The organism is Burkholderia sp. BCC0405, assembly GCF_902833075.1.
Classification (GTDB): domain Bacteria; phylum Pseudomonadota; class Gammaproteobacteria; order Burkholderiales; family Burkholderiaceae; genus Burkholderia.
The window spans coordinates 93996-118491 of sequence record NZ_CADFEO010000023.1 but is presented as its reverse complement, the minus strand read 5'-3'; the positions used below and the strand labels follow the sequence as shown (position 1 = coordinate 118491).

Sequence of the window (24496 nt, the reverse complement as noted above, 5' to 3'; positions counted from 1 at the left end):
CACACCGGGCCGGCTGTCGGCGGTACGAGGCCCCGGAGCGGGCGTTCGATGGTGGCCGGTGGGCGCGGCCACGTCACGACTCAGATGCTGATCGTGCTGCATGCTCTAAAGAAACGCTGCCAGATGCGAGCATCGAGCGCCCGCCCCCGGATCTTGCCGCCGTTCAGGCGGCAACGACCATGACACCCGTTCGCGCACCGTTGCCGGACGGCGAATACCGGGCAACCTGCAAGGAACGCAACGATCTCGCCGCCGCGCTCAACGGCCATGCCGCCGTGTATCCGGGCGCGCGGATGACAGTCGATCGCGGTGTCGCGATTTTTCATCGCGACGGCGAAACGCTGTGGACCTGCGACACGGCCTATGCGGCCGCACACTTCAGGATCGATCGCGTGTGAGCGGCCGCGCGATCTACAAGGCGATAGCCAGTCCGTCTTTCATTCGGCCGGATTAACTTTGCGTCAGGAAAAAAAGGCCGCCCGGGAAGGCGGCACAAAAGGAGAGGATCGCGGTATGAGGAGATATCGGGCAGACCCCACGCTGGCCGCCCCTCGCAGGCTCGCGCGCACTGCACGCCGACTCCATCGGCCTGTTCCGATCATGCGCGCCGGCGCATGCACCGGCGCTCGACGGCTAGCGCCCCTGCCCCGCCAGCGGCAACAGGAATTCCGACAGGCCCGTCAGCATGATCTGCACGCCGACGCACAGCAGCAGGAACGCCGACACGCGCATCGCGACCTTGGTGCCCTCCGCGCCGAGATAGCGTGCAAGGAACGTCGCCCGGCTATACACCTGCCAGATCACGAGCGACACGAGCGCGGCCACGGCGAGCGACACGACGCCGGAAACCAGATAGTCGCCGACGCTATGCGCGCGGTTCGCATGCAACGCGATTCCCGCCGCGATCGAACCGGGGCCGATCGTCAGCGGCACGGCAAGCGGAAAGAACGCGCGCGCCATCAGGCTGTTCAGGTCGCCGCTCGGGCCGGCCGCATCGCCGCCCGGCACGTCGGGCGCGTTCAGCATGCGCCATCCCGCGACGGCCACCGCGAACCCGCCGCCGATCCGCAGCGCTTCCATCGAGATCCCGAAGAAGTTCAATACGGGTGCGCCCGCGAAGAAGATCACCAGCAGCGTGAAGAAGATGTTCGTCGCCACTTTCTTGGCGAGCAGCGCGCGCTCGGCATCGGTGATCGACTGCGTGCGTTCGAGAAACACGAACGCCATGCCGATCGGGTTGATGATCCCCACCAGGCCGGTAAAGCCGAACAGGATTTCAGGTAACAGGCGGTCAAGCGACATCGGGTCGATGCTCCGTCATCGAGAGGTAGACAAGGCGGCCGCGCAGCCGAACGAGCACGAACGGGCGCGGCGACGGGAGATTGTCGATCGCCCGCGCCACGGCGTAAATCATCCTGGTCCGAATTCGCGCGCGGAAATCGCCTCGCAGCGTCCCGCCACTCCGCCCCCCCGTTTGCCGTTCGGTCATCACGCGAAGTCCGCGAGCACGGCAATGCATGCGGACCAACAGAACCGGACTGGTCTGACAGTCAAACACCCCCGAACCTCTCCTTGCCCGATGGTTCCACGCGATCGCGCTCAATAGAATGAATCAAACGATCCGCCGTGCATTGCATCGCGCCTTGCGGATCAAGACAACAGGAATCAGATACCCGAGGCGGCCTCGAAATCCGCATGCGGACGCAATCCGCATGTACTGCGCCGTCGTGTTTCGAGGCAACATGAAATGCAGAAAAACCCGATTCGACATCGTGAATTGATCGTATTCCTGATCGATATCGGCATGATCGTCACGATCGCGATGACGATGCTCGGCGAGTCGATGTGGTCGCTCGCGGCGCTCCGTACGGAAACGCTGCTCGTCGCATCGAGCGCGCTGTTCGCGACGTTCCTGCTGAGTCTCTCCGATCGGACCCTGAACGACGCCGGCGCACGTGCGACGCGCTACCTGCTGCGCACGCTGGCACTGTGGCTCGTCGCGCAAGGCAGCGTGTTCGCGATGATGATCGCGCTGTCCGCCGTCAGCCTCGCATCGGTTGCGTGGTTCATACGATGGACGTTCGGCGTGGCGATCGCGCTGCTGGCGTTTCGCATCGGCCTCTTTCTGTGGCGATGCCGCCGCCTGCGTGCGCCGCGGCGCCACCGGGCGATCGCGATCGTGGGAACCGGCGAGCGCATCGCGCGGCTGGCCGCCGGGATCGGCGGCGCGTCTTCGCCGTTCCGGCTTGTCGCGATCTGCCAGACGTCGGCCCACGACACGCCGATCGACGGCACGTTGCCCGTTGTGCACGACCTCGCCGCGTTTTCCCGGCAGGCGCGGCAACAGCGTGCGAGCGAAATCTGGATCGCGCTGCCGTTGAGCGACGAGCACACGATCGTCAGCGTCATCGACGAATTCCGTCACGACTTCGTCGACATGCGCCTGCTGCCCGACGTCAGCCAGCTTGCGCTGTTCGGCAGCCAGGTCGACGAAATACTCGGCGAACCCGCGATCTCGCTCGCGGTTTCGCCCCTGTCGCTGCGGGCACGGATGGCGAAGGCCGTATTCGATCGCGTGTTCGCGGCCGCGGCACTGATCGTGCTGATGCCGCTGCTGCTCGCGATCGGCGTCGCGGTGAAGCTGTCGTCGCCGGGGCCGGTGTTCTTCACGCAGAAGCGCCGCGGCGCCGATGGCGAAACCTTCGACATCTACAAGTTCCGCACGATGAAGCTGCACGTCGAGCGAGACGGCACGGTGGCGCAGGCGACGCGCGGCGATCCGCGCGTCACGGCCGTCGGCGCGCTGTTGCGGCGTACCAGCCTCGACGAGCTGCCGCAGTTCATCAACGTGCTGCTCGGCGACATGTCGGTGGTCGGCCCGCGCCCGCATGCGGTGGAACACGACGCGCAGTACCGCACGCTCGTCGACGGCTACATCCATCGCTACCGGATCAAGCCCGGCATCACGGGATGGGCGCAGGTCAACGGGCTGCGCGGCGCGACCGAACACGTCGAACGCATGCAGTCGCGCATCGAGTACGACCTGTACTACCTGCGCAACTGGTCGTTCTCGCTCGATCTGCGAATCATCGGCGCGACCGTCCTGAAAGGGATCGTGCATCCCAACGCTTACTGAGCGGCAGACCCGTTCGCTTCAACGGCGAACGCGGCGCGCTCTCCACTGAACCCGCGTTGCCCGGATACCCCGGGCGGAACGCGCGCGGCCGCCGCATCCCCGGCGCCGCCATCAAGGAAGGAGCAGATGAAAACCTCGAACGCCCCGACACGGGCCGGACATGGCTGGCGCGTCATGCGCGGCCTCGCGCTCGCGACGGCGGCCAGTGCGCTGTTGTCCGCATGCGCGCTCGCGCCGGGCATGCGGATGGATCATCCATTCGTCCAGAGCCTGCGGCTCCCCCCTGCATCGGATGCCGGGCCCGCCGTCGCGGCCGCGAACGAGCCGGTATCGCCAGCCGCATCGTCGCAATCGGCGAACGTTCCGCCGGCGCGCCTGCCGGTGCCCATCGTGCCCATCGACCCGGCGCTGATCCAGCGTCAGCGCGCCGTGGACGCAGCCGCGCTCGCGACGCTCGCCGCCCCTACTCCGTCGCGCGCGTCGTCCTACCGGATCGGCCCCGGCGACGTGCTGCAGATCACCGTGTGGGATCACCCCGAACTCGCCGCCGCGCAGCCCGGATCGCAGCAGACGCCGCCGCGCGCGGCCGATCCCGCGGCCGGGTTCGTCGTCGACGATCGCGGCAACCTGGCGTTTCCGTACGCCGGCCAGCTGAAGGTCGCCGGACTGACCGCCGCCGATGCGCAGGCGCGCGTCGCGCAGGCGCTCGCGCGCGTGTATCGCGATCCGCAGGTGACGCTGCGGGTCGCGTCGTACCGTTCGCAGCAGGTCTACGTCGACGGCGAAGTGCATGCGCCGGGCGCCCTGGCCGTCAACGACGTGCCGATGACGCTCGCCGACGCGCTGTCCCGCGCGGGCGGCTTCACGCCCGCGGCCGACCAGAGCGACGTGACGCTGGTCCGCGACGGCGTGCCGGTTCGCGTCGATCTCGCCGGCATGATCCGTGCGCATCGCAATCCGGCCGACATCGTGCTGCGCGCCGGCGATCTGCTGAAGATCGCCGCGCGCGACGACAACGGCGTCTACGTGATGGGCGAAGTCAACCGCCCGCTGCTCGCGCTGCCGAAGCGCAACGGCCGCCTCACGCTCAGCGATGCCTTGCTGCAAGCCGGCAGCATCAATTCGAACACCGCGGACGCCGCGCAGATGTTCGTGATCCGCGGCGGCAAGCGCGGCACGCCGACCGTGTTCCATCTCGATGCGCGCTCGCCCGTCGCGATGGTGCTCGCGAACGAGTTCGAGCTGGAGCCCAGGGACATCGTCTACGTCGACGGCAACGGCCTCGTCCGCTTCAGCCGCGTGCTCGCGCTGCTGCTGCCGAGCGTCAACACCGGCGCCGCCGCGGCGATCGCAACCAAATGAGCGCGCGCCCGTCCCTGCTCGTCGTGTGCGAAGGCAACCTTTGCCGCAGCCCGATCGCGGCCGCGCTGCTGGCCGCGCGGCTGCCGCACGCGACGGTTCGCTCCGCCGGCCTCGCCGCGCGCATCGGGCATCCGGCCGATCCGCTCGCGCGCGACGTCGCACGCGAGCTCGGGCTCGATCTCGACGCCCATGTGGCCGGCCCCGTCACGGTCGACCTGTGCCGGCAGGCCGACCTGATCCTCGTGATGGACCGCGCGCAGCAGCGCGATCTCGAATCGCGGCACCTGTTCGCGCGCGGCCGCGTGTTCCGCCTCGGCGAGCACGCTCGCGCGCCCGGCGGCACGCGCGCCGGCTTCGACGTTCCCGATCCCTATCGCGGCACACGCGACACCTTCGTGCGCTGCTCCTCGCTGATCGCCGCCGCCGTCGAAGGCTGGCGTCCGCTCATCCTCGCGCGCTGGCCCGACCGGCCGGCCGACCTTTCCTCCTCAACGACATCATGACCGCACCGCCTTCCCGCGAACCCGCCGCCGACAGCGAGTTCGACCTCATTCACGCGCTCGACGTGCTCGGCGGCATGCGCTGGACGATCGCCGCGCTGACCGCCGCCGGCATCGGCATCGGCACGCTGTACGCGTTCCTCGCGCCGCCGACCTATCAGGCCGACCTGATGATCCAGACCGACGACGGCGGCGACACCGCGGCGAAAAACCTGCTCGGCGACGCCGCGTCGTTCTTCAACGTCAACGCGCCGGCGTCGGCCGAGGCGCAGATCCTGTCGTCCCGGCTCGTGGTGACGCGCGCCGTGGACGACCTGCGCAGCTACATCGTCGCCAGGCCGAAGCGCTTTCCGCTGATCGGCGGTTTCGTGTCGCGTTTCAACGACGGCGCGGTGCGCCCGGGCCTGCTCGGCATCGGCGGCTACGCCTGGGGCCAGGAAAGCGCGCACGTCACGCGCTTCGACGTGCCGCGGCGCGCGGAAGGCGACACGTTCAGCCTGACGCGGATCGACGCGCAGCACTACCGGCTGTCCGGCCCGGATCTGGCCGACGACGCGATCGGCCGCATCGGTCGCGCCGAAACCTTTGCCACGCGCTACGGCCCGCTGTCCATCGAGGTGGCCGGTTTCGACGCGCTGCCCGGCACGCGCTTCCGCCTGATCCGCAACGGCCGCGCCGACACGATCGATGCGCTGCGCACCGCGCTCGACGTGCAGGAGAAGATCAAGCAGTCCGGCGTGCTCGTCGCGACGCTGCGCGGCGACGATCCGGCCGAGATCAGCGCGACGCTCAACGCGCTCGCGAACCGCTATGTCGAACAGAACGTCGAACGCCGATCGGGAGAAGCCGCCCGCTCGCTCGCGTTCCTGCAGGAGCAACTGCCGATCGTCAAGCGCCAGCTCGAACAGGCCGAGCAGCGCTATGCGACGCTGCGCAGCAGCGGACATTCGATCGACCTCGCCGAGGAAGGCAAGCTCGCGCTGCAGCAAAGCGTGGACGTGCAGGCGCGCGTGCTCGAACTCCAGCAGAAACGCGACGAGCTGTCGCGGCGCTTCATGCCGTCCCATCCCGACATGGCCGCGCTCGACGCCCAGCTCGCGACGCTGCGGCGCCAGCAAGGCCTGCTCGACACGAACATCGCGCGGCTGCCGGAACGGCAACGCGACGAAGTGCGCGCGCAACTCGACGTGAAGGTCGGCACCGATCTCTACACGGCGCTGCTGAACAACATTCAGCAGCTCGAACTGGTGAAGGCCGGCAAGACCGGCAACGTGCGCGTCGTCGATACGGCCATCGTACCGGACGATCCGGTGCGGCCGAACCGGCCGGTCGTGATCGGCGTCGCCGCGCTGGTCGGGCTCGCGCTCGGCATGCTCGTCGCGTTCGCGCGCGACTTCCTCTACGGCGGCCTGCGCGGCATCGACGAGATCGAACGGCACGCGGGGCTGCCCGTGCTGGCCGTGGTGCCGTCGGCCGACGGCCAGCGCGCGATGACGCGCGCGATCGCGCGCCGGGAGGCCGGCCCGTCGCTGCTCGCACTCGCCGAGCCGTACGAGCCGGCGATCGAAAGCCTGCGCAGCCTGCAGACCGCGCTGCATTTCTCGCTGGCGCACGAAGAGCATGCGGTCGTGCTGATCACCGGCCCGGTGCCGGGCGCCGGCAAGTCGTTCGTCGCGGCGAACTTCGCGGCCGTGCAGGCGGCGGACGGCAAGCGCGTGCTGCTGATCGACGGCGATCTGCGCAAGGGCCATCTGCACCAGGTCTTCGGCGTCGCGCGCGACAACGGCTTCGCCGATGCGCTCGCGGGACGCGCCGCGCCCGACGGCGTCGTGCACCGCGCGGTCGCGCCGAATCTCGACTTCATCGCGACCGGCGCCTTGCCGCACGCACCCGCCGCGCTGCTGCAGCGGGCCAGCCTGGGCGCGCTGCTCGAGCAATGGCGCGCGCACTACGACACGGTCGTGATCGACGCGCCGCCGGTGCTCGCCGCCGCCGACGCAAGCTGGCTCGGCACGCACGCGAACGCGATCCTGCTGGTCGTGCGCGCCGGCCGCACCAAGGCCGGCGAACTGGTCGAGACCGCGAAGCGTCTCGCCGGCCGCGGCAGCGCGGCGCCCCGGGTCGTCCTGAACGGCATCGATCCGCGCGGCGGCCGTTGCGCGTACGGCACGAAATACGGCGGGTATCGCTATACCGAATACCGCTATGCGAACGAGTCCGACGATACGTCCGGACGCGGCTGGCGCGCCGCGCTGCGCCGCCTGACCGGGAGGGCGAAATGACAGTCGCCGATACCGACCTGCACCGCGCCGGACCCGCCGCCGCCCCCGCTCGCCTGCCCGACCGCAGCGGCCCGCCGCTGCGCATCGCGATGGTGGTCGAGGCGGCCGGCGGCGGCGTCGCCGTCCACCTCGTCGACCTGATCGCCGGCCTCAGGGCGCGCGCGAACGTCGAGATCCACCTGATCGCGCCGCTCGGCGCACGTTTCGACGACGCGATCCTGGCCCGCGCGCTGATCCACTGCGCATCGTTCCATCGGCTGCCGTTCCGCCGCTCGGTCGGCCTGCACGACGCCCGCGCCGCGCGCGCGCTGCACCGGCTGCTGAACGCGATCGAGCCGGACGTCGTCCACAGCCACAGCTCGAAGGCCGGCGCGCTCGCGCGCCTGTGCAGGGGGCCGTGGAAACAGGTCTACACGCCGCATGCCGTCTACACGCTGAACCCGACGCTGTCCGCCGCGAAGCGCTGCCTCTACGGCGGCATCGAGCGCTGGCTCGGCAATCGCCACTCCGACGCGGTGATCGCCGTCTCCGGCGACGAAGCCGAGCACCTGCATGCGCTCGGCATCGCCCGCGAACGCATCCGCACGATCCCGAACGGCGTGACGCCGCCGGCGCTGCTGCCGCGCGCCACCGCGCGGGCCGTGCTCGGCGTCGCCGACGACGCGTTCGTGGTCGGCTTCGTCGGCCGCTTCGACGCGCAGAAAGGCGTCGACCGGCTGGTGCGCATCGCACGCACGCTCGCCGCGCGCTACGACGACCGGCTGCAGATCGTCGCGATCGGTTCCGGCGACTTCAACCGGGCCGCCGGCGCCGAAGCGAACGACCTGCCGATGAACCTGCGCATCGCGGGACGTATCGACCACGCGCGCCGCTACTTCTCGGCGTTCGATGCGTTCGCGCTGCCGAGCCGTTACGAAGGCTTTCCGTACGTCTGCATCGAAGCCGTCGCCGCGCACGTGCCGATCGTCGCGACCCGCGTCGCGGGCGCGACCGAACTGGTGGACGGCTACCACGTCGGGCTGACCGTCGGCAACGACGACCGCCCCGGCGAATTCGCCGACGCGGTGGCGCGCCTCGCCGATTTCCCCGCGCGACTCGCGGACATGCGCCGGCAGTGCGCGCTCGCCGCCCGCCATTACTCGGCGGACGCGATGGTCGAACGCACGCTCGCCGTCTACCAGAACCTGCTCGAGGAACCCGCTCGATGAACCAGCCCGTTCATGTCGCGCTGCTGCATGCGTACAGCACGCGCAATTCCGGCGACGGCCTGCTCGTCGACCTGTCGATCGGCCTGCTGCGCGACGCGTTCGGCCCGCACGTGCGGGTCTCCGTCGTCGCGGCCGATCCGGCATCGTTTGCGCACTTGCCCGACGTCCATTCCGCCCCCGTGCTGGCGGCGCGCGGCGCGGCGCGCGTCGCGCAGGCGAGCGTCGCGCCGCTGCCGCTCGTGCTCAATCCGTCGCTCGGCGCGCTGCGCAACCTGCTGAGTCGCGTCGACCTGATCGTCGGCGTCGGCGGCGGCTACCTGCGTGCGCGCAGCGCGACCGAAGCGCTGAAGCTCGAGGCCGGCCACCTGCTGCAGATGCGGCTGGCGCGCGCCGCGCGCAAGCCGACCGTCTATCTGCCGCAAAGCATCGGGCCCGCCGCGAGCCGGTCGTGGCTCGCCGCGCACATGCGGACGATGCTCGCGTCGTTCGACGACGTGTTCGTGCGCGACGACCGCTCGGCCGCGTTCCTGGCGCACAACGCGAACACGCGCCGCGCGCCGGATCTCGCGGTGCTCGAATTCGGACGCGGCCGCGCCGGGTTCGCGGCGCGCCGCCCCGCGCCCGGCGCGGCGCCCGCGCATGTCGCGATCGTGCTGCGCAAGCCGCCCGCGTGGACCGCCACGCAACGCGCGCGCTACCACGCGTCGACCGCCGCGCTGATCGAGCGGCTGTGCACCGCGTGCCGGCTGACGTTCGCAGTCCAGAGCACCGGCCGCGGCAACGACGACAGCGCGTACTACCGCTCGCTCGGCATCGACGCGGCGCATTCGCTCAAGCACGTGCTCGCGCACGACACGCCCGACGCCGTCGTGTCGGTACGCCTGCACGGCGCGCTCGAATCGATCCTGCACGGCGTGCCCGCGTATCACCTGAGCTACGAGCGCAAGGGCTTCGGCGCCTACGCCGATCTCGGCGTCGCGGACTGGGTCGCGAACGCGGCGGATTTCGACGCGGCGGCGGTCGCGCACACCCTGCTCGCCCCCGGCGCGCTCGACCGTTTCCGCGACGCGACGCGCGGCGGGCTGGCGCGCCTCCAGTCGGCGCGCGACACCCTGGTCGCGACGCTGCAAGACGCCGTCTACCGGCGCTCCGCCCGATGAAGGCGCTCGGATCCCGGCTCGGGCTGCGCGTCGGCTCGCTCGCGATGAAGTTCGCGTTGACGATCGTCGTCGCGCGCACGCTCGGCTTCGACGCCGTCGCCGCCTACGGCTTCGCCGTCGCGGCCTCGGTCGTCGCGTCGAAGGTGCTCGGGCTCGGCTTCAGCACCGAGCTGAACCGGCGGCTGTCAGGCGATGCGCCGGCCGATGCGATCCGCGCCGCAACGCGCCTGTTCGCGCTCTACGGCATCGTGTATGCGGTGCTCTGCGCGCCGCTCGCGGTTCCCGGCTGGGCGGCCGGCATGCTGCCTGTCGCGACGCTGCCGCACCTGCCGCTCGCACTCGTCGCGCTGATCGCCTGCGCCGAACACGCGGCGCTGGAGGTCAACACCTATCTGTTTTCGCTGCATCGCGCGCGGGCCGCGTCCGGGTTGCTGTTCGTGCGGACCGGCGCCTGGGCCGGCGTCGCGATCGCGGCGCTGGCGGCCGGCGCGATCGGGTCGATCGACGCGCTGTTCGCGCTCTGGCTGGCCGCCGACGTCGCGGTCGTCGCGGCGGGCTGGCTCGTCGTCGCGCGGGTCGCGCGCGCGCTGCCGGCGTCGCGGGCGCCGGCCGGGCCGCACGCGTCGCGCGGCCTGACGGGTGTCTGGCTGGACGGCCTGCCGTTCTTCGTCGCGTTGCTGCTGATGTCGGTCCTGCAATATCTCGAACGCTTCGCCGCGGCCGGCGTGCTGCCGGCCGCCGAACTCGGCCGCTACGTGTTCGTCTGGTCGATCGCGAATGCGATCCAGACCGTCGCGGCGGCAACCGTCGTCGCGGTCGCCGCGCCGCGCCTGGTGCGTGCGCGCGATGCGGCGCCCGGCGCGTTTCGACGCGAACTCGTGCGCTCGATCGGCGCATCGTTCGCGCTGACGGCCGCGGCGGCCATCGCGATCGCCGCGCTGCACGGGCCGCTGTTCCGGCTCGCGCACGAACCCGCCGATACGCTGCAGGCCGCCGGCCTCGCGATCCTGCTGATGTCGTTCGTGCTGCGCGCGCTCGCCGACGTGCTGTGGGCGGCGGCCGTCGCGCTGCGCGCGGGCCGCCCGGTCTCGCTCGCGATGGCCGGGCTGACGCTCGCGTGCCTGCCGGTGTCGATCGGCTTCGTCCGCGGCCTCGGCGCGCTCGGCGCGGCGTGCGCGCATCTCGCCGCGAGCGTCGCGATCGCCGCCGCGCTCATCTGGATCGTCGCGCCCGGCGTTGCCCGCACGGCAGGCGCCGCACCGGGAGCCGCCGATGCTGCATAAACTGATGGCAAGCGGGCCGCTGCTGAGCCGGCGGCTCGTCGATGCGATCGCCGCATGCGTCGCGCTACTGTATCTCGCGGTCTATGCGAACGCGCGCGCGCTGCTGCCCGAGTTCATCTTCCGCGACGCCGACAAGATCGAGACGCAGATCGGCGGCGGCGCGACCTACGACGGCACGTCGTTCGATGCGGTCGGCCGCTTCTATCAGGCGCTCGGCAATGCCGGCACGAGCGTGTTCGTCGCCGCGCTCGGCGTGCTGTTCATCTGGCTCGAGCTGCGGCAGACGCGCCGCGCGGGCTCGCTGTGCGCAAACCTCGTGCTGATCGCGCCCTGCCTGTTCTTCAACCTGTTCGTCGCGAGCAAGGACACGCTCGTCGTCCTGATCACCGTGCTGCTGGCGTGGGTCGCGCGCCGCACCGGGACGATGCGGACGCTGGCCGCCGCCGTCGTGCTCTATGCCGGCTACGCCGCGTTCATCCGCAGCTATTTCGTGCTGATCGTGCTGTGCGCGGGCGGCGCGTGGGCGTTTCGCCGGGTGCCTCTGCCCCTGAAGGCCGTCGGGCTGCTGCTGCTCGGCGCGGCATTGATCGCGCTGCCGGATGCCGTCTACTACTTGCTCCAGCATCCGCGCGACATGGCGGTCGACTATCTCGTCTACGAATCGCCGTTCGGCGCGCGGACGAGCTTCTACAACCCGTATCCGCCCGATTCGTTCGTGCACTTCGTCGGCAATTACGCGTACTCGGTCGTGCGGCTCAACCTGCCGATCCTGTTCTCCTTCGACGTGAAAGGGGTCGCGATGCAGGGCTTCATCGCGTTCGTGCTGGCGTCGGCGTGGCCGCGTGTCGCGCCGGCGGCCGGCACGGGCGCCGCGTCGCTGCGCGGGGGCGAGGCGCTGGCCTGCCTGGTGCTCGGCCATGTCGCCGTGTCGATGCTGTTCGAACCCGACCTCGGCAGCTACACGCGGCACCTGTCGAGCGTGGCGCTGTTCGTCGCGGTGCTGTGGCCGCTGCGTACGGCCCGCGCGTCAGCCGCCGCCCGGCCGGCCTGAGCGGGCGCGCGGCTGCCCGGCGCGCAGCGCCTGCTCCACCGCGTCGAGCGCCGGCTTGGCCGTGCGATCCGCGCGGACCAGCCCGTAGTTTCGCTGCGCGGCGTCCGGGCCGTTCGGCGTGTCGGCCCATTCGTAGATCGAGATCAGCGGCGTCGCCAGTTCTCCCGATGCCCGCAACAGCATCGTCAGGCGTTGCACCTGACGCAGGTCGCCTTCGACGCCGGCCGACGTTGCGCCATCCTCGGTGATGGCGACCGGCAAGCCGTAACGCGCCCGCACATCCTGCGCCGCCGCGCGAATCTGCGCGGGCGTCATGCCATAGGCGTGGTACGAGATCGCGTCGACGCATCCGGCCAGCGACGGCGCCAGCGGTTCCAGCAGCCGATCCGGCGCCGACCCCGCGAAAGGCGCCCGCGAGAACGCGAAGCCGATGACCGGCACGCGCGGGCGGCTCGCGCCGAAGCGCGCGCAGACGGCCTGCATGAACGGCGCGAACGTCGTGTCGACATCCCCGGTCGGCCAGTATTTGCCGAGATCGGGTTCGTTCCACAGCTCGATCGCCAGCAGCCGCGCACGGTACGCGTCGGCAAGCTGCGTCACCGTGCCGGCCAGGCTCGCGCCCGCTGCGGCGAGCGCGGCCGCGCGCCGGTCGGGCGGGGCATCGCGCGGCGCCAGCGGTTCGAGCGCGCGAATGGTCAGCAGCACCGGCAGTTGCGCGGCATGCGCCGTCGCGACCGCGGCGTCGAATGCCGCGCGATAGGCGGGCTGCTCCAGCCGGTCGGTCCAGACGCCCATCCGCACGAAACCGAAACCCGCGCGCCGGATGCGTTGCGCGTCGTCCGCCGTGAACGACTGCAGTTTGACCTGCACGCCGACGAGCGGCGCGCCGTCCTGTGCCGGCGCGGGCCACTGCGCGCGATCGCGCGCGACGGCGTATCCGGCCGTCAACGCGAGCGCGACAATCAGCGGATACCGAAAGGCGATAGGCATGGAAGTGTTCTCATGAAGCGCCACGTGCCGGTGCAGGCCGGCACGACAGCCGAAAAAACGAAGAACCGGCGCGTCGCGAGAACGTCGCCGGTTCGACCTGTCATGTGCAGGCAGTATGCCTGCGTCGCATCCCTGTTACGTCCGGTTGTACTGCTCGATATCGAGCGCGCCTTCCGCCCGCGCGACCAGCACGGCGGCCACGGTGTCGCCCGTCACGTTCGCGGCCGTGCACGCCATGTCGATCAGCCGGTCGACCGCCGCGATCACGACGATCACCTCGATCGGCAGCCCGACCGACGCCAGCACGAGGCTCATCACGACGAGCGCCGCGCCCGGCACGCCTGCCGCGCCGATCGACGCGAGCGTCGTCGTCACGACGACCATCGCCATCTGCCCCGCCGACAATTCGATGCCGTAGGCATGGCTCGCGAAGATCGCAACCGTGCCGAGATAGACCGCGAGGCCCGCCATGTTGATCGTCGAGCCGAGCGGCAGCACGAAGCTCGCGATGCGGCTGTCGACGCCGAGCCGCGTCCGGCAGGTCTCGAGATTGAGCGGCAGCGTCGCGGCGCTGCTGGCCGACGAGTACGCGAACAGCTGCACCGGCACCATCTTGCGCAGGAACGGCCACGGCTTGAGGCCGCGCAGCGCCAGCAACAGGCTGCTGAACACGAGCATCACGACCAGCAGCACGACATAGTTGACCGCGACCAGCGAGCCAAGATGGCCCAGCGCGGAGAAGCCGTGATCCGCCGTCACGTAGGCGATCAGCCCGAACACGCCGACCGGCGCGAACTTCAGCACCATGCCGATGAGCCGGAACACGACCGCCGACAGGCTGTCGAAGAACGCGCGCACCGGTGCGCCGCGCTCGCCGGACAGGTTGATCGCGAGTCCGAAGAAAACCGCGAACACGATCGTCGGCAGCAGCGCGCCATCGGCGAACGCCTTGAACGGGTTCGACGGGATCGCGGCCATCAGCGCGTCCTTCAGCGACGCGGTCGCGCCGAGCTGCGCGGCATCGATGCCGGCCGGCAGGCTGAAGCCCTTGCCGACCCCGGCCAGCGTCGCCGCGGCCATCGCGAGCATGGCGGCGGACGCCATCAGCACCGCGTAGACCGCGACCGACTTCCACGCGATCCGGCGCATCGCGGCGAGATCCGACAACGACGTGATGCCGCACACGAGCGACACGAACACGACCGGAATCACGCACATCCGGATCAACGAGATGAAAATGTCGCCGAGCGGCTGCAGCAGCGTGGCCGGCTCGCCGGCGAAATGACCGACGGCGGCGCCGAGCAGCATCGCCAGCAGGATCTGCTGCCACATCGCGAGGCGCGGCAGCGCGGACAGGGTACGCATCTTGTTCATGGAGTCTCCTTCGTGCGGGGTACCGGCGGTTCGTGCGCGTCGCTCACGAAACCGCGGCGCCGGGTTGACCGTTCGATTCATTGTCCGGGCCCGCATGCGATCCGGCAGTAGGACCAGGCTGATTCTCGTGTCCGGTTGTCCGGGAAAATCGCGACAAGGACAAGAAGGCGGGCAGCGGCGAGCGGCGATCGTCGCGGTGGAAGGCGGCCCTGAACGTCGAACGCGCAAGCGCGAATGTCCCGTGCTCGCATCTGGCAGCGTGTATTTTCCAAACACCCGCCGATATGAAATCGGCTTGCGACCGCGCCCACCGGCCGCCACAGGACATTCACGCTTGCGCGTTCGCGCGGTCAGGCGATCCGGCGAAAAAACGGGCCGCCCGACACCGGACGACCCAACCAGATCACCCTACCGACGGCACACCCCGCCGCCGATGCAGCCATTGTTGCGTAGCGGGCCGGCGAAGTGAATCAGCCGGGTCCGATATCCGGTCGGCGCCGCCGGTCAGAGCAGCAGCAGCGCCGCCGTCGCGACGAGCGTCGGCCCGAGCGCCGCCGCCAGCAAGCCGCCGACGCTCACCGATTCGTCGTGAAAGCCTTTGCGCACGATCGCGAGCCCGGCCGGGTTCGGCGCATTGGCAATCACGGTCAACCCGCCGCCCGCGACCGCGCCCGCCACGAGCATGTACTTCGCTTCGTCCGGGATGCCCGCGATCAACGAGCCGAGATAGGTGATCGCCGCGTTGTCCATGATCGCGGTGAGGCCGAGCGCGCCCGCATACAGCGCATGGGCGTCCATCGACTCGACGACGGGCTGCAGCCACCACTGCTGGAGCCCGCCGAGCACGACGAGGCCGCCCAGGAAGAACGCGACGAGCAGGCTTTCGCGCAGCATCAGCGGCGACTGGTAGCGCTCGTACGCGTGCGTGAAGCCGAGGAAGAACAGCAGCAGGCCGACGAAGATCACCGGATGGTGCGCGCTCAGCACGACGCCGACCAGGAAGCCGAGATGAATCAGCGTGACGCCCACCGGCACGCGCACGGCGTCCGGCTGCGCGGCCGGCGCGGGTGCGGCGGCCAGTGCGCCGCGCATCAGCACGGTCAGCACGCTCGCGTTGATCAGCACCGCGACGAGCGCCTTCCAGCCGAACTGCGCGGCCATGAACGCGCTGTCCCAGCCCCACGCGGACGCGACCATCAGCACCGGCGGCGCTGCGTATGCAGTGAGCGTGCCGCCGATCGACACGTTGACGAACAGCACGCCGAGTGCGAGGTATTTCCAGTGCTCCTTGACGGGCGCGCCGAACAGCCGGTCGCGCAGGATCAGCGCGGCGAGCGTCATCGCGGCCGGCTCGGTGATGAACGAGCCGAGCAGCGGAATCAGCGCGAGCGACAACCACACGACGGCCACCCCGGTGTCGACCGGCAGCATGCGCGCGATGCGCAGCACGATGCCGGTGACCGCGTCGAGGATCGGCTTGCTCGCCGCGATCACCATGATCGTGAAGACGAACAGCGGCTCGGTGAATTCGCGCGATTCCGCATAGTCGAGCGCGAGCTTCGGGCCGGCCAGCGCCGTCATCGCGATCAGCAGCACGAGCGCCCAGAAGCCGAACACGACCTCGACCTCGCCGAGAAAATGGAACAGGCCCGCGTGGCGCGGATGGCGATGCGCGAGCACTTCGAAGCGCTTCGCGAAGAAGGTGTGGAGCAGCGCGAGACCGAAGATGATCGCGCCGGCAAGTTCGACGGTATGAGGCATGGCGGATTCCTGGATGAACCGGCGCGCAACCGGGCCGGAGGGTCAGAGGTGACGGACGAACCGGCGAGCGCAACGACCGGCCGTTCCTGGACCCTCAAAGGGTATCGTGCGCACTGACCTCATTGAATCGGACCAGTCCGATACTGCCGTTCCATGCGGGCACGTCGCGCTTCGTCGCGTTCCGTCGCCCGGACGGACGGCAACGGCAGGCCCGGCCATGCCGCGCGGACGTCGCGGCGTACACGCGTCGACGCTGCTCGACGCGCTATCGCAGCGCCTGCTCCGTCGAAAACGCGTGTTCCACGAAACGGATCACGTCGTCGAGCGACGACGTGCACGTGGCCCCCGCCGCGAGCTCGCGAAACGCCCCGTCCGGCCCGAAACAGATGAGCGGCTTGCGCCAGCGCTGCGCGAGCGCAATTTCCTCGGCCGTGCCGTGCCCGCCCGGCAGCGCAACGATCAGGTCGCTGCTCAGCACGTTCACGTAGTTGCGGTTGATCGTGTCCGGGGCGGCGTCCGGCTCGCGGCGCGGCAGCGGCGTGAGGATCGGGATGTCGACGAACGGATGCGGATAGCCGTCGAGCGGCACGAAGCCCGCGCGCGGATCGGCCTGCGTCGGCAGGATGCCGATCGATCGGCCGGCCCGCCCCGGCACGCCGGCGAACGCGCGCGCAACCGCCAGCATCACGCCCTGCCCACCGCCCGTCAGCAGGTTGAAGCCGGCCTGCGCGAGCCAGGCGCCGAGCGGCTCCGAAAACGCGAGCCACGGCGCCTTGCCCGAGCCCATCACGCCGATCGTCTTGTTCTGCTGTTGCATCGTGGTTTCCGGTGAAATCGTTGGGGCATGCGCGATCGCCGCGCTCATTCGAGTTCGACGCCCTTGAGTTCGGGAATCAGGCACAGCGTCGCGACCATGTCGAGCACGTAGAGGCCGGCGAGCAGCGCGATGGCCGTCTGGAACGAGTAATGCGCGGCCAGCGCGCCGACCGCAACCGGGCCGAAGCCGCCGACCGCGCGGCCGATGTTCCACAGCACGTTCTGCGCGGTCGCGCGGGCGGCCGTCGGATAGCCTTCCGACATCAGCGTTCCGTAGCCGCCGACCATCCCGTTGACGAACATGCCCATCAGCGCACCGGCCCACAGCATCGCGGCCGGGTCCGACAGCCGCGCATACGCGATGACCGTCACGACCGAGCCGAGCTGGTACAGCAGGAACGTCGGCTTGCGCCCGATGCGGTCGGCCAGTTGCCCGAACACCCAGACGCCAATCATCATCCCGACGACCGTCGCCGCCGTCCACAGCCCCGACTTCGTCAGCGAGAAGCCCATCTGTTTCGACAGGAAGGTCGGCAGCCAGATCATGATCCCGTAGTAGCCGAAGTTCTGGACCGAACACAGGATCGCGATGCCGAGGCTCGTGCGCGCGGTCCGGCCGTCCGCGACGAGCAGGCGAAACGCGTTGGGCTTCGGCTGGGCTGCGCGCTGCACGAACGCTTCAGGCTCGTGCAGCTTGTTGCGCATCGCCCAGGCGAGCAGCGCGGGCAGCACGCCGACCAGGAACATCCCGCGCCAGCCGACGTGCATCAGCAGGAACGGCGTCAGCAGCGCGGCCAGCAGTACGCCGGCCTGCCAGCCGAGCGCGACGTAGCACGACACGCGTGCGCGCTTGCTGGCCGGCCACGCTTCCGCCGCGAGCGCCATGCCGATCCCGAACTCGCCGCCCAGCCCGATGCCCGCGATGGTGCGGTACACCAGCAGATCCCGGAAACCCTGCGCGAACGCGCACAGCCCGGTGAAGATCGCGAACAGCAGGATCGTCCAGGTCAGCACGCGCACGCGCCCGTAACGGTCGCTCAGCGCACCGAACAGGATGCCCCCGGCGACGGCGCCGATCAGCGTCCACGTGACCAGCGCGCCGCCCTGCCCGGGCGTCAGGTGCAGCGCCGCCGTGATCGCCGGCAGCATGAAGCCGAGGATCAGCAGGTCGAAGCCGTCCATCGCATAGCCGATCGCCGATCCGGCCAGCGCCTTCCACGCATACGCGCCGACCGGCTCCGCGCGCGGGGCCGACGGGCCGCCGAGCGACGAGGATTTCATGTTTGCTGCCATGGTGTCCCGCCACGATTGTCCGGCGACATTCTAAGGCCTGTGCCCGTGCCCGACGGGCCGGCAGACCCGCCGCCGGCGAGGGTGCGCGCGCGTCGGCACCCGCTTGCGGGGCGGCGGGCGGGAATCGGCGGGCAGCGAACGGGAGGGAAAAACGGCGATCCGGTGGCGGCGAGGCCGGCAATGTCGCGGTCAGGCCGGACACCGGATGAAAGACAGCATGCTGGCGCAGTGTTGCCGGCCGGCCCGCTTGCGCGAACCGGACGGCGCCGGGCGGCCTCGCGGCCCGGCCGGCTTCAGCCCTGGTCGTCTCCGGGCCACCAGGTCTTGGCCCCCCGGTCGACGGCGAGCGTATCGAGATCCTTGCCTTCGAGCCATTTCGGGCGCGGGCCGCGGCCCGACCACGAGCGGCCGGTCGTCGGATCGTAGTACTTCGCAGGCGCCTTGCGTTTTCGCTGGACGATATAGCCAAGCGCGCTCAGTACTTCCTGCTGCGAAATTCCCAAAAGCTCGACCTGTTCCTTGAATGCCGCGAGCGCGGCCTGCTTCTCCTTCTGCTTCGCGTCCGACAGCTTGATGTTCAGGTCCCGAAGTTGTGCTTCGAGTTCCTGCAGGGCCTGGGTCATGTATTCATCCTCTTTGGGCATGTTTTTGCAAAAAGCTCCGATCGCGGAACCTATCACGAAGTTCCGCCGATTGGGGCTGTCAAATGTATGTATCCATTGCCTGAGCCGGCATGGCTTGCGCGATACGCACTAAACGACGTCACGCGTCAATCAATGGCAAGACAGGACCGGGCCGGCAACGCGCAGCCCGCCATGGACGAAGGCACGGCGAGCGGCTGGGCAAGTAAGCGCCGCACTTGGCACGGCGCGGCATGGCGCGAATGATAGCAGTGCTGGGCGCCGTGTTGCAGAATCCGGCGGCCGGCGTCGCTGCGAACCGGCCGTTTACCTGTAGACGTCGCGGGCGTCCCACGCGATCCAGTCGAACAGCGCGCGCAGCTTCGCGCCGCGCGCCGCGTTCAGCGCGGCCGCATGCGCGACGCGCCCGGCGAGATGCGCGCGGAAATCCGGATGCGCATCGCGATTCTGCGATGCCGGCCCGCTCCGGACGCAGTTGGTCAGGATGGCCTTCAGGAGATCGAACTCGTCGCGCGCCAGATTCGGATGACGATTGACGACCACGCCGGCCAGTTGTTGCCGCATGCCGCGCCGCATCACGCGCGTCTTGCGCAGTTGCAGCGCAAAGCCCTCCTCGAGCGCGATCGCGGCGACCCGGACCTGCAGCCGCTCGACGTCGCGCGCCAGCGCGCCGCCGCCGGAAAAGGCGAGATCGTCGGCATAGCGCGTGTAGGTCGCGCCGAGCGATCGCGCGAGCGCGGCGAGCCGCATGTCGAACCGGAATGCGCTCAGGTTCGCCAGCGCCGGGGACGTCGGCGCCCCTTGCGGCAGATGCCGTTCGCGATAGCGCTGGCGGCCGATCCAGTCGAACCGGTCGCGCAGGTCGGGCGCGAGCAGCCGCGCGGACGGCACGCGATTGGTGCACAACCCGGTGAGCGTCCGCGCGACTTCGGCCGGATATCCGAGCGTGACGAACAGCGCGTGCACGCGGGCGGCGCGTATCGATACGAAGAAATCCGCCAGATCGAAACGGACGACGACATCGCGATCCGCATGCGGCGCCGCGAACGACACGATGCCGTGCCCCTTGCGAAAACCGTGCACGGCACCGTGCGGCGCGATGCGATCGAGCAGCCCATGCAGGATGCGGCGCTGCGCTTCGCGCAGCCGGCCTTTCGGGATTTCGACGAGACGGCTGCCGCCGCTGCGCTTGTCGTGCGCCACGTACGTGTAGTGATGCAGCGGCGTGGCGCTGCCGCGCGCGTCGGCGCGCCAGTGCTCGGACAGCCAGTCGAGCGCCGGCGCGCTCACGCCGAGCCAGCCGGCAAGATCGCCGGGCGTCGCCCATTGCGGCACGTCGCAGCCGGCGAGCGGCGCCGGCAACGGCCGCTGGACCGGCGCACGCCGCACGACACGGATCGCGGCCGGCCGATCGTTGCCGGACCAGGCAAGCACGAAAGCCGGCGCATCGACGAGGACCGCCGCCAGCGTATCGATGTCGACGTCGTCCCAGCGCGCACCGAAGCGGGCGAGCGCGGCATCCGCGACTTCGTGCGTCCACGGTGGCGCGCTGCCGAGCACGGCCGCCATCCGGGACAGGACGCCGGCGCGTTCAGGCGCACCGGCCAGCATTGCTTCGGCAATCGTGCGGGTGGTGTCGAACAGGGAGCCGGACATGGGAATCGATGGGCGGGACGGTGAGCCAACGTGACTGGTGCTGCGAGGAGCGATGTTGCGCAACGCGCAACCGTGCTCCTTGCGACGCATCGGGGTGTCGATCTGATCCACGGGGTAGCCCCGTAGTCCTGGAACATCGGTTGCCTGTTCCGGGCGTGTGCTTGACCCACCGGCCCGCGATGCGACTTTAATGGCCGCGAACGCGGCGTGTCAAACCTGGCTTGACTTGTTCGAGTTCGTCAGGGGGCGGGCAATGGCATCGTCATGTGCTTGCCATCCGTGAGCCCGGTGTCCTGACGCTCCCGGCAGGTTCGGGAACTCGCGCAGTGTAGCGTCTTTCCGCGCCGGGCCGACCCGGCCGGCGCCGACTTCGAAGGATGTGCGCCGCGCAGCGCGCGCACCGGACGAGCCACGCGCCCGAACGTCGGGCAGGAACCCGTCCGGTTTCCCGTCCGGGGAATCGTCCCGCGCCTCGCTCGAACGCTTGAGCCCCCATGAACGCCCATGCGCTCCGGCCGCCACGCCATTAACCATCGAATCAATATTCGCCGCCGATTATTTGAATATCGAAATAATCAAAAAACAAAAACAACAGACCACATAATTCAGTCAAATATAATTCAAACAAAATTATCGAATCCGATTAACGATAAATTAATACGATTGGCGCCATCAAATTCAAATAAATAATCTGTGTTGTGCGCCGCAACACCGCGAATCAAAAATCAACGATGCCCGGAGGCGCAGCACGATTTATTTCATTCGTGCTTGGTCGCACAGTTTCCACCTTGTCAGGCCACTGTTGATTTCCAGATACTTGTGAATCAGCAATCCGGAAAGACGGACACGTCTTCCCGGACTTGACCGACGTCGTCAGATCGCATTAATTCATTCAATTCGATATCAAAGGAAAATCATGAAGAAGATTGCAACCGTGCTGTTTTCAGCACTGATGCTGGCCTCCACGTGCGCGTCCGCGCAGGCGCTTTGCAAGGCCGGCAAGATCGACAAGATCGAAACCGACCCCACCGGCAACCTGCTGGTGACCATTAACGACGGCGTCTACTCGTTCAGCGCCAAGGAAGTTTATTCAATTATTTACCAGGCGTATTCTGAAAACCGGAATCTTTTTATCTACGGCAATAATTGCGCGAATGGCTCGCCGGCAACCCGCTTCGCCATTCGCTAATCAATCTTGAAATGCTCGACGATTATCGGTACGTGGAGCCTGGTGCTGGATTGACAGTCTGAATCCAGCGTCATCGCGGGCTGGGGTGTCGGCGCTGCGCATCATGACACTTTCATGCCCGCTACCCGATCACCCCCTGCCAGTTCCGCCCCGGCATCCACGAAACGGGCCGTGCTTACCGTGACGGGACAGGCATTATCGCGCCTTTGTCGCCGCAGGCGGCATCAGCGATCCAGCAACCGCCCCAGCCGCATCATCGTGACGTTCACGCCGAGATGGCGCATCGACGGTTGCACGATCACGCAGTTGTCGTACGGCGTGACGATCGCGTCGTCGCCGTCGCGCGCGATCTCGGTGCCGGCCCGCTCGATCACCTCGAGCCCCGTGAACGGTTGCGAGAACCGGAAATCCATCGAACGCGCGACGACCGGCTCCGTGATCTCCACGAACATCTGACGCACCGGCGCGGCTTGCGTGAGGAAGGCCGCGACGTCGTCGCGCGCAACCACGCCCGCATGCAGCAGGAAGCGCGCCGCGCTGTCGAGCGCGACATCGCGCGCGCTCGCGGCGAAGTGCTGGCCCGTCTCGATCAGCAGCGCATTCTTCGCGCTCGCCGGATCGCCGAAGCCGCCGTAATCGCGCAGCCGCGTGCCGTTCGCATGGCCGCGATCGACGATCACGTGCTCCGGCGTGCCGATTGCGGCCGCCAGCGCGATCGCCTTGTCGAGCGGCCCGGTCATCATCAACGGTGCGGACGCTTCGTGCATCGAATGAATGTCGAGCAGCAGGTCGACCGTATCGAGCAGCGGACGCATCGCGCGCGCACGCGCGAGTTCGCGGCTGTCGCGCGTGCCGTCGAGCGTGGCCGGCGTCCACACGCGATTCATGTCCTCGTCGAGGTAGCGCGTCGCATCGGCATTCACCGCGCTGAAGCGCTCGTATGCGGCGACGTTGCCGAAGCCGAGCGACAGGCGGCCCGCCACCGGACGCAGGCCGGCGGCCAGCAACGTGTCCACCGCGATCGCACCGCTGACTTCGTTGCCGTGCGTCAGCGCGAGGATCATCACGTGCTTGCCGGGCCGGCCGCTGTCGAACGTGTGCAGATAGTCGATGCCCGTATTGCCCGCGCGCCAGCGCGCGATGTCGGGGAAGGCCACTTCGATCGGATAGGCCGGCAACGCGGCGCGGATGGCTTCAAGCGTGGTCATGTCGGAAAGGCTCAACAGGGTTCGGGAAAGGCGCGGCCGGCGCGTGCCGGTTGCGCCGGAATCGGGTTCGCGGCCGGCGCGTCACGCCCCGGTCGCGCGCGTCGACGGCGCGCCGGCGGCCGCCGCGCCGCGCATCCGGCGGCCGAGCGAGATCACCGACGTGATCCCGAGCACGGCCGTCGCCATCACGTAGAAACTCGGCGCCAGCTTGTTGTGCGTCGCGTCGATCAGCCAGGTCACGATCAGCGGCGCGAAGCCGCCGAACAGCGTCACCGAGAAGTTGTACGACAGCGCGAGGCCCGTGCCGCGCGTGCTCGTCGGGAAGATGTCGGCGAGCAGCGCCGGCAGCGGCGCGAGGCTCACCGCGATCAGCAGGCCGACCAGCGCCTGCACCGCGAGCAGCGTCCCGACCGTCGGATAGCGGTTCAACATCACGAACAGCGGCCACGTCGTGACGCCGACCAGGATCAGCGCGATCAGCATCACGCGGATGCGGCCGAAACGATCCGACAGGTGTCCGACGACCGGTGCGGCGACCATCAGCATCGCGCCCGTGACGACCGCGCCGAGATACGACGACGTGGCCGGGATATGCAGTTGCCTGACCGCGTACGTCGGCATGTACAGCTTGTGCACGTAGTTGAACGCCGTGGCCGTCGCGACGACGCCCGCGCCGAGCAGCAGGTTCGCGCGATCGCGAGCGAACACGTCGCGCAGCGGCGACTTCGCTCGCCCCTTCTCGCCGAGCCGGCGGAAATCGGCCGGTTCGTCGATGTTGCGGCGGATGTAGAGCCCGACCGGGCCGATCAGCAGCCCGACCGAGAACGCGACGCGCCAGCCCCACGCATGCAGCTGGCCGGTCGTCAGCAGCAGGCTCAGCAGCGCGGACACGCCGGCCGCGAGCACCGTCGCGAGCCCCTGCGTCGACATCTGCCAGCTCGCGAAGAAGCCGCGCCGCTTCGCATCGGCCTGCTCGACCATGAACGCGGTCGCCGCGCCGAATTCGCCGCCGGTCGAGAAACCCTGCAGCATCCGCGCGGCGATGATCAGCAGCGGCGACGCGATGCCGATCTGCGCATACGTCGGCGCGAACGCGATCATCGCGGTGCCGAGCATCATCAGCCCGATCGACATCGTCAGCGACGCCTTGCGGCCCGCGCGGTCCGCATAGCTGCCGAGCACGATCGAGCCGAGCGGGCGCGTGACGAACGAAATGCCGAACGTGCCCACCGACAGCAGCAGCGAAGTCGCCGCGTCGTGCGTGGGGAAGAACAGCTGGCCGATGACGATCGCGAAATAGCCGTAGATCAGCAGGTCGTAGAACTCCAGCGCGTTGCCGATGCTCGCGGCGCAGATCTCGCGCCACGGATTGTGCGGGGCCGGCGTCGCGGCGTGCGTGTTGCGGGTCATCCCTGTGCTCCTCCGGTCATGCTGGCCATCAGGATGTTGAGAGACGGTGCGCGGCTTTGCCGGCGGCCGTTCGGGCCAGTCAAGCGCGGAGTGTAGGCAACGCGGGGCGGGCGTTCGTGCCGTTTCGGCACGCAATCGTGCCGATCGGCGCGCGGGCCCCGGAACCGCCGCTCACG

20 protein-coding genes are annotated in these 24496 nt (G+C 69.2%); 10 read left to right on the top strand and 10 right to left on the bottom strand.

The features are described 5' to 3' along the window. The first annotated feature begins 179 nt into the window (after positions 1 to 179). Positions 180 to 398 (top strand): hypothetical protein, encoded by a 219-nt coding sequence (locus HWX36_RS30340; RefSeq protein WP_175957482.1) that lies wholly within the window; start codon positions 180 to 182, stop codon positions 396 to 398. A gap of 235 nt (positions 399 to 633) precedes the next feature. Here the strand turns inward: HWX36_RS30340 and HWX36_RS30335 are convergent, their stop codons facing one another. Then, positions 634 to 1302 (bottom strand): NAAT family transporter, encoded by a 669-nt coding sequence (locus HWX36_RS30335; protein ID WP_175957480.1) that lies wholly within the window; start codon positions 1300 to 1302, stop codon positions 634 to 636. 445 nt (positions 1303 to 1747) lie between these two features. Here HWX36_RS30335 and HWX36_RS30330 point away from each other — a divergent pair, with 445 nt between their 5' ends. The 8 genes from HWX36_RS30330 (at position 1748) to HWX36_RS30295 (ending at position 11982) form a co-directional block, all read left to right on the top strand. After that, positions 1748 to 3136, top strand: a complete 1389-nt coding sequence (locus tag HWX36_RS30330) for an undecaprenyl-phosphate glucose phosphotransferase (protein ID WP_175957471.1) — start codon at positions 1748 to 1750, stop codon at positions 3134 to 3136. Positions 3137 to 3262: 126 nt separating this feature from the next. Further along, entirely contained in the window at positions 3263 to 4498 is a 1236-nt protein-coding gene (locus HWX36_RS30325; RefSeq protein ID WP_175957461.1) for a polysaccharide biosynthesis/export family protein, read from the top strand. Beyond that, positions 4495 to 5001: a low molecular weight protein-tyrosine-phosphatase gene (locus tag HWX36_RS30320; protein WP_175957460.1), complete on the top strand. Its 507-nt coding sequence runs from the start codon at positions 4495 to 4497 to the stop codon at positions 4999 to 5001. Before HWX36_RS30325 ends, HWX36_RS30320 begins: the two co-directional genes overlap by 4 nt. Then, on the top strand, positions 4998 to 7280 hold the full coding sequence (locus HWX36_RS30315) for a polysaccharide biosynthesis tyrosine autokinase (protein WP_175957459.1): 2283 nt from the start codon (positions 4998 to 5000) through the stop codon (positions 7278 to 7280). The genes HWX36_RS30320 and HWX36_RS30315 overlap by 4 nt, the downstream gene beginning before the upstream one ends. After that, entirely contained in the window at positions 7277 to 8488 is a 1212-nt protein-coding gene (locus HWX36_RS30310; protein WP_175957458.1) for a glycosyltransferase family 4 protein, read from the top strand. Before HWX36_RS30315 ends, HWX36_RS30310 begins: the two co-directional genes overlap by 4 nt. Next, a complete protein-coding gene (locus HWX36_RS30305) occupies positions 8485 to 9648 on the top strand; it encodes a polysaccharide pyruvyl transferase family protein (RefSeq protein WP_175957457.1) in 1164 nt (387 codons plus the stop codon). The genes HWX36_RS30310 and HWX36_RS30305 overlap by 4 nt, the downstream gene beginning before the upstream one ends. After that, positions 9645 to 10931 (top strand): polysaccharide biosynthesis protein, encoded by a 1287-nt coding sequence (locus HWX36_RS30300; protein ID WP_175957456.1) that lies wholly within the window; start codon positions 9645 to 9647, stop codon positions 10929 to 10931. The genes HWX36_RS30305 and HWX36_RS30300 overlap by 4 nt, the downstream gene beginning before the upstream one ends. Next, positions 10921 to 11982 (top strand): hypothetical protein, encoded by a 1062-nt coding sequence (locus tag HWX36_RS30295; RefSeq protein ID WP_175957455.1) that lies wholly within the window; start codon positions 10921 to 10923, stop codon positions 11980 to 11982. The genes HWX36_RS30300 and HWX36_RS30295 overlap by 11 nt, the downstream gene beginning before the upstream one ends. Here the strand turns inward: HWX36_RS30295 and HWX36_RS30290 are convergent. The 7 genes from HWX36_RS30290 to HWX36_RS30260 all read right to left on the bottom strand — a co-directional run bounded on the left by HWX36_RS30290 (position 11959) and on the right by HWX36_RS30260 (position 20513). Beyond that, a complete protein-coding gene (locus tag HWX36_RS30290) occupies positions 11959 to 12972 on the bottom strand; it encodes a beta-xylosidase (protein ID WP_175957453.1) in 1014 nt (337 codons plus the stop codon). The two genes, HWX36_RS30295 and HWX36_RS30290, sit on opposite strands and share 24 nt — an antisense overlap. 135 nt (positions 12973 to 13107) lie before the next feature. Next, positions 13108 to 14346, bottom strand: coding sequence for a dicarboxylate/amino acid:cation symporter (locus HWX36_RS30285; protein WP_208457832.1), 1239 nt, complete (start codon positions 14344 to 14346; stop codon positions 13108 to 13110). Between the two features lie 504 nt (positions 14347 to 14850). After that, positions 14851 to 16107: a putative Na+/H+ antiporter gene (locus HWX36_RS30280; RefSeq protein WP_175957452.1), complete on the bottom strand. Its 1257-nt coding sequence runs from the start codon at positions 16105 to 16107 to the stop codon at positions 14851 to 14853. Between the two features lie 265 nt (positions 16108 to 16372). After that, the gene (locus HWX36_RS30275) at positions 16373 to 16972 is read right to left on the bottom strand and encodes a DNA-binding protein (protein WP_175957451.1); all 600 of its coding nucleotides are present in this window, start codon (positions 16970 to 16972) and stop codon (positions 16373 to 16375) included. Further along, entirely contained in the window at positions 16969 to 18216 is a 1248-nt protein-coding gene (locus HWX36_RS30270; protein ID WP_175957450.1) for an MFS transporter, read from the bottom strand. Before HWX36_RS30270 ends, HWX36_RS30275 begins: the two co-directional genes overlap by 4 nt. Positions 18217 to 18509: 293 nt before the next feature. After that, positions 18510 to 18839 carry an H-NS histone family protein gene (locus tag HWX36_RS30265; protein WP_059522924.1) on the bottom strand — a complete coding sequence of 110 codons (330 nt, stop codon included), beginning with the start codon at positions 18837 to 18839 and terminating at the stop codon, positions 18510 to 18512. Positions 18840 to 19163: 324 nt separating this feature from the next. After that, positions 19164 to 20513: a reverse transcriptase family protein gene (locus HWX36_RS30260; RefSeq protein WP_175957449.1), complete on the bottom strand. Its 1350-nt coding sequence runs from the start codon at positions 20511 to 20513 to the stop codon at positions 19164 to 19166. Positions 20514 to 21429: 916 nt separating this feature from the next. Between HWX36_RS30260 and HWX36_RS30255 the strand changes: the two genes are divergently transcribed. Then, positions 21430 to 21702, top strand: coding sequence for a hypothetical protein (locus tag HWX36_RS30255; protein ID WP_175957448.1), 273 nt, complete (start codon positions 21430 to 21432; stop codon positions 21700 to 21702). A 224-nt stretch (positions 21703 to 21926) separates the two neighbouring features. Here HWX36_RS30255 and HWX36_RS30250 read toward each other — a convergent pair whose 3' ends face one another. After that, on the bottom strand, positions 21927 to 22910 hold the full coding sequence (locus HWX36_RS30250) for a succinylglutamate desuccinylase/aspartoacylase family protein (protein WP_175957447.1): 984 nt from the start codon (positions 22908 to 22910) through the stop codon (positions 21927 to 21929). Between the two features lie 81 nt (positions 22911 to 22991). Then, positions 22992 to 24320 carry an MFS transporter gene (locus HWX36_RS30245; RefSeq protein WP_175957446.1) on the bottom strand — a complete coding sequence of 443 codons (1329 nt, stop codon included), beginning with the start codon at positions 24318 to 24320 and terminating at the stop codon, positions 22992 to 22994. Between the last annotated feature and the right edge of the window lie 176 nt (positions 24321 to 24496).

Bases quoted from the DNA above. Each gene is read 5' to 3' on its own strand.
- HWX36_RS30340 (WP_175957482.1), top strand. From the start codon at position 180: ATGACACCCGTTCGCGCACCGTTGCCGGACGGCGAATACCGGGCAACC.
- HWX36_RS30335 (WP_175957480.1), bottom strand. From the start codon at position 1,302: ATGTCGCTTGACCGCCTGTTACCTGAAATCCTGTTCGGCTTTACCGGC.
- HWX36_RS30330 (WP_175957471.1), top strand. From the start codon at position 1,748: ATGCAGAAAAACCCGATTCGACATCGTGAATTGATCGTATTCCTGATC.
- HWX36_RS30325 (WP_175957461.1), top strand. From the start codon at position 3,263: ATGAAAACCTCGAACGCCCCGACACGGGCCGGACATGGCTGGCGCGTC.
- HWX36_RS30320 (WP_175957460.1), top strand. From the start codon at position 4,495: ATGAGCGCGCGCCCGTCCCTGCTCGTCGTGTGCGAAGGCAACCTTTGC.
- HWX36_RS30315 (WP_175957459.1), top strand. From the start codon at position 4,998: ATGACCGCACCGCCTTCCCGCGAACCCGCCGCCGACAGCGAGTTCGAC.
- HWX36_RS30310 (WP_175957458.1), top strand. From the start codon at position 7,277: ATGACAGTCGCCGATACCGACCTGCACCGCGCCGGACCCGCCGCCGCC.
- HWX36_RS30305 (WP_175957457.1), top strand. From the start codon at position 8,485: ATGAACCAGCCCGTTCATGTCGCGCTGCTGCATGCGTACAGCACGCGC.
- HWX36_RS30300 (WP_175957456.1), top strand. From the start codon at position 9,645: ATGAAGGCGCTCGGATCCCGGCTCGGGCTGCGCGTCGGCTCGCTCGCG.
- HWX36_RS30295 (WP_175957455.1), top strand. From the start codon at position 10,921: ATGCTGCATAAACTGATGGCAAGCGGGCCGCTGCTGAGCCGGCGGCTC.
- HWX36_RS30290 (WP_175957453.1), bottom strand. From the start codon at position 12,972: ATGCCTATCGCCTTTCGGTATCCGCTGATTGTCGCGCTCGCGTTGACG.
- HWX36_RS30285 (WP_208457832.1), bottom strand. From the start codon at position 14,346: ATGAACAAGATGCGTACCCTGTCCGCGCTGCCGCGCCTCGCGATGTGG.
- HWX36_RS30280 (WP_175957452.1), bottom strand. From the start codon at position 16,107: ATGCCTCATACCGTCGAACTTGCCGGCGCGATCATCTTCGGTCTCGCG.
- HWX36_RS30275 (WP_175957451.1), bottom strand. From the start codon at position 16,972: ATGAGCGCGGCGATCGCGCATGCCCCAACGATTTCACCGGAAACCACG.
- HWX36_RS30270 (WP_175957450.1), bottom strand. From the start codon at position 18,216: ATGGCAGCAAACATGAAATCCTCGTCGCTCGGCGGCCCGTCGGCCCCG.
- HWX36_RS30265 (WP_059522924.1), bottom strand. From the start codon at position 18,839: ATGACCCAGGCCCTGCAGGAACTCGAAGCACAACTTCGGGACCTGAAC.
- HWX36_RS30260 (WP_175957449.1), bottom strand. From the start codon at position 20,513: ATGTCCGGCTCCCTGTTCGACACCACCCGCACGATTGCCGAAGCAATG.
- HWX36_RS30255 (WP_175957448.1), top strand. From the start codon at position 21,430: ATGAAGAAGATTGCAACCGTGCTGTTTTCAGCACTGATGCTGGCCTCC.
- HWX36_RS30250 (WP_175957447.1), bottom strand. From the start codon at position 22,910: ATGACCACGCTTGAAGCCATCCGCGCCGCGTTGCCGGCCTATCCGATC.
- HWX36_RS30245 (WP_175957446.1), bottom strand. From the start codon at position 24,320: ATGACCCGCAACACGCACGCCGCGACGCCGGCCCCGCACAATCCGTGG.